This is a genomic window from Devosia insulae DS-56, from assembly GCF_000970465.2.
Classification (GTDB): Bacteria; Pseudomonadota; Alphaproteobacteria; order Rhizobiales; family Devosiaceae; genus Devosia_A; species Devosia_A insulae.
Window position 1 is genome coordinate 1 of record NZ_LAJE02000369.1, and the last position, 4,398, is coordinate 4,398.

Annotated in this window: 4 protein-coding genes; all 4 read left to right on the forward strand. The window is 67.0% G+C overall.

Features of this window, described 5'->3' with window-relative positions:
* Positions 1 to 728 (forward strand): amidohydrolase family protein (locus VW23_RS25040; RefSeq protein ID WP_141728492.1); only part of this gene is annotated, 728 nt, incomplete at its 5' end.
* Complete coding sequence (locus tag VW23_RS25045) at positions 728 to 2,116, forward strand: aldehyde dehydrogenase family protein (protein WP_244513732.1); 1,389 nt, start codon at positions 728 to 730, stop codon at positions 2,114 to 2,116. The genes VW23_RS25040 and VW23_RS25045, both read left to right, overlap by 1 nt.
* A gap of 12 nt (positions 2,117 to 2,128) precedes the next feature.
* Positions 2,129 to 3,202 (forward strand): NAD(P)-dependent oxidoreductase, encoded by a 1,074-nt coding sequence (locus tag VW23_RS25050; RefSeq protein WP_069912209.1) that lies wholly within the window; start codon positions 2,129 to 2,131, stop codon positions 3,200 to 3,202.
* Positions 3,199 to 4,263 (forward strand): LLM class flavin-dependent oxidoreductase, encoded by a 1,065-nt coding sequence (locus tag VW23_RS25055; protein WP_069912210.1) that lies wholly within the window; start codon positions 3,199 to 3,201, stop codon positions 4,261 to 4,263. Before VW23_RS25050 ends, VW23_RS25055 begins: the two co-directional genes overlap by 4 nt.
* Positions 4,264 to 4,398: the final 135 nt, after the last annotated feature.

Here is a 4,398-nt window from a genome sequence, read left to right on the forward strand (position 1 = left end):
ATGGGGTGTGCGTCTCGACGCGGGTCGATAAGAGCGCCGACGACAGCGCCGATGGGGCGGCGGCGCGCCCCTCCCCCAAGCGCGTGCACCGGGTCGCCGAGGTCGATTGTGCGTGGTCGGCCGAGTATCGCACGCCGGGTGGGGTCGGGCGGTTGCGCATGGCGGCGGGGACGCTGCCGATCAAAGGCTTTACCCACTATGTGGGCGACAATGACGGCTGGTTCCGCTCCGACGAGGGCCGGGCGTTCTTCAGGCTCGCCGCCGAGCGGAAGCTGATCGCCTCGATCGCCATGGGGCCGGCCTGGGCGGCAGACCTGGGCGCGATCTGCGCCGAGAATCCCGATCTCGTGGTGCTGCTGCACCACATGGGCGGCATCAGTTCGACCGACCCGCGTTCGTCGCTCGAGACGATCGCGACGCTGGCGCAGCACCCCAATGTCCATATCAAGCTCTCGGGCTTCCACTATGCGGTGGGGCTTGAGAACGGCTGGGACTATCCGCACCCGAGCGCCATGTGGATCGCCGAGGGGCTCTATGCCGCCTTCGGCGCCAAGCGGCTGTGCTGGGGCTCGGACTTTCCGGCGCTGAGCCGTGCCATGACCTACAAGCAGGCGCTCGAAATCGTGCGCGTCCATTGCCGTTTCCTGCAACCGGGGGATCTCGAGCCGATCCTCGGCGGCACGCTCAAGCGGCTGCTCGATAACGCCGCGCCAACGAGGACTTTCTGATGAACGCGCCCGCGCGCCCCGAGACCATGTTCCGTTCGCTCAACCCGGCCACCGGCGAGCAGTTCGGCAGCTATCGCCTGCATGACGGCTCGGAAGTCGAAGCGGCGCTCGAACGCAGCTTCGCCGCCTGGGGCAGTATCCGTGCCGCCGGCATCGAGAAGCGCGCGCAACTGCTGCTGGCGCTGGCCGACCGGCTCGACGCCAATCTCGAAGCCTTCGCGCGCCTGATGACGCTGGAGATGGGCAAGCCCATCAACGAAGCTCGCGGCGAGATCAGGAAATGCGCCGCAACCTGCCGGACCACGGCGGAGCTCGGGCCGGGCTGGCTGGAGCCGCTCGAGGTCCAGAGCCCGGCGCGCGGCAGCCGAGTGCGCTATGAGGGGCTGGGGCCGATCCTCGCCATCATGCCGTGGAACTTTCCGTTCTGGCAGGTGATCCGCTTCTTCGCGCCGGCCTTCCTTGCCGGCAACACCACGATCGTCAAGCACGCCGAGAACGTACCGGCTTCGGCCGAGGCGCTGGAGCAGGTGTTCACTGAGGCCGGCATGCCGGATGGTGTGCTGGTCAACCTGCGCGTCGACCATCCGACGGTGGGAAAGCTCATCGCCGACAGCCGCATCGGCAGCGTCACCGTCACCGGTAGCGTCAGGGCAGGGCGGACCATTGCCGGGCTCGCCGGTGCGGCGGGGAAGAAAGCGGTGCTGGAACTCGGTGGCTCCGATCCGTTCATCGTCTTCGCCGACGCCGATTTCAACGCGGCGGTGAAGCTGGCGGTGGCGGCGCGGCACAATAATTCGGGGCAGAGCTGCGTCTGCGCCAAGCGCTTCCTGGTCGAGCAGTCGATCGCCGCCGATTTCACCGAGGCCTTCGTCGAGGGCACCCGCAAGCTGAGCTATGGTGACCCGCTGGACGAAAAGCACGGGCTTGGCCCGCTGGCGCGCGCCGACCTCCGCGCCGGGCTGCAGGATCAGCTCGATCGCTCAATTGCCGGGGGGGCGCGGGTGGCGCTGGCCGGCGGCACCGTGGAGGGTCCGGGCTTCTTCTTCGCGCCGGCTGTTTTGACCAATGTCGCCGATGACAATGTCGCGGCGCGCGAAGAGCTGTTCGGGCCGGTGGCGCCGATCTTTGCCTTCGCCGACGAAGCCGAGGCGCTGCGCATCGCCAATGGGACCGAGTTCGGGCTGGCAGCGGCGGTGTGGACGCGCGACGAGGACCGGGCGCGCCGCATGGAACAGAGCGTCGAAGCGGGCGCAGTGTTCATCAACGACATGGTGCGCTCGGACGCTCATATCTCGTTCGGCGGCATCAAGTCCTCCGGCTATGGCCGCGAACTGGGGCAGGTCGGCATCACCGAATTCACCAACGCCAAGACCGTGTGGATTGGCTGACGAGGCAATACTATGACGATCTACAACCTGCCGAGACCCTTACGCGTTGGCTTCGCCTCAAATGCCGATACCTTTGCGCGGATGGCTGATGCTGAGGCGATCGAGGCGCTCTCGAGCCTTGGTAGTTTCGAGCATCATTTGTGCGATGAACCCTCGAGCTGGGATGAGGCGCCGCCGGAGAATTCCGGCGCGATCGACAAGCTGGTGGCCTTTGCGGAGAAGCTCGATGCGCTGCTGGTCTGCCACGGTTCGCCGCGGCTTAACGGCGCCATTCTCGACCGGCTGCCGAACCTGAAGTTCATCGCCGAAGTCGAAGGCGATCGCTTCAGCCAGCGCATCGACGTCAACGCCGCCGCCGAGCGCGGCGTCACCGTGGTCGATACAACCAATGGCTCGTCCTATCCGGTGGCCGAATGGGCGCTGGCGATGGCGATGATCGGGCTCCGCAATGCCGGCGCGCTGTTCCGCCGGATGATCGATGGTGAAGTGCTGTTCCAGCAATGGGCCGAGCGCGTCGCCGACCCCGGCTTCAACGGCGAGCTCACCGGCCGCAGTGTCGGACTGATCGGCGCCGGCTATATCGGGCGCCGGCTGATCGAGCTGCTGCAGCCATTCCAGGCCGATATCTACGCCTTCGACCCCTATGCGCCGCGCGTCCTCGCCGACATTTACGACATCACGCTGACCTCGCTGGAGCAGGTGATGGCGTGCGACGTGGTGATCTCGCTGGTGCCGCTGACGCCGGAGACCAAAGGGATGATCGGCGAGAAGGAATTGAACCTGCTCCGGCCGCGCTCGGTGTTCGTCAATGTGTCGCGCGGCGCGGTGGTCGATCAGGCCGCACTGATCCGCCGGCTGGTGCGGGGCGACGTGGTTGCCTCGCTCGACGTGTTCGACCCGGAGCCGCTCGAGGCGGATTCGCCGCTGAGGACCATGCACAATGTCTTCCTTACCCCGCACATCGCCGGGGTCACGGCACCCTGCGGGCCGCGCTTCCTGACGCTGGCCACCGATGAGATCGCCCGCAAGTTCGCCGGGCATCGCACCCGGCATGACCTGGTGCCGCGCGCCGGGGTCAAGTCATGATCTCGACCGAGCTTGCCGCCCGCCGCCAGGCGGGGACGCTCAAGCTGGGGTACTGCGTGCCGGCTTTCGCCATGCCGAGCCCGGGGCTGTTCCGCGTGCCCAATGTGGCGCGGATCGAGGATGTCGACGTGCTCGGCAATGCCCGCGAAGCGGAGCGGCTGGGCTTTGACTCGCTGTGGGTGTGCGACCACCTGATGCTGGGGCGCGAGCAGGCAGTGCTCGAGGGCTGGACCACGCTGGCGATGATCGCCGGCGCCACCAGCAAGGCGCAGCTGGGGCTGATCCACCAGGCCAACCTGTTCCGCGCCCCGCAGATCGCCGCCAAGATGATGTCGACGCTCGATCTGTTGTCGGGCGGCCGCTTCATCCATTTCTTCGAAGCCGGCATGGGGCGCCCCGAGCAGGTGGCCTATGGCCTCGACTGGGACGACAACCACGACGCGCGGGTCGAGCGGCTCGAAGAGGCAATAACCCTGATCAAAGCGCTCTACGCCGCGGACCAACCGATCGATTTCGATGGCAAGTTCTATCAGCTGAGCGGGGCGCAACTGGCGCCGAAGCCGGTGCAGTCGCACATTCCGGTCTGGCTGGGCGAGGCGTTCGACCCGGTGATCGAGCTCAGCGGCCGCATCGCCGATGGCTGGAACTCGACGCCGGTAACGCTGACCGAACTGGCGCGCCGACTGGCGCTGCTCGATGCATCGCTGGCCAAGGCCGGCCGTTCGCGCGCCGAAGTGGAGATCAGCTTCGAGACGCAGATCCTCGTGGCGCACGATCTCGCAACGCTGCGCCGCAAGGTGGCGGCTTTGGTTGAACGGATGGTCGAGACCAAGTCGGGCGAGCCGCAGCCGGAGGTGACCGACTTCGTCGCCGGCCGGGTCGATCGGCTGCCCGAGGCGATGACCGGACCGTGGATCATCGGCACGGCTGAGGATGCAAAGGCACGGATCGTCGAATTGCGCGGGCAGGGGGTCGACCACCTGATGCTGTGGTTCATGGATGCTCCGGATACGGACGGAATGGCGTATTTCATGGAGGAGGTCGCGCCGGGGTTCAGGTAGCTGTCAGTGGTGTGTGGATCGGCTGGTGCAGGAAGAGCACCCCCCACCCTGTCCCTCCCCCGCAAGGGGGGAGGAGACCAGAACACTGGCGTCAGAGTTAGCGTCTCCCTCCCCCTTGCGGGGAGGGGACAGGGG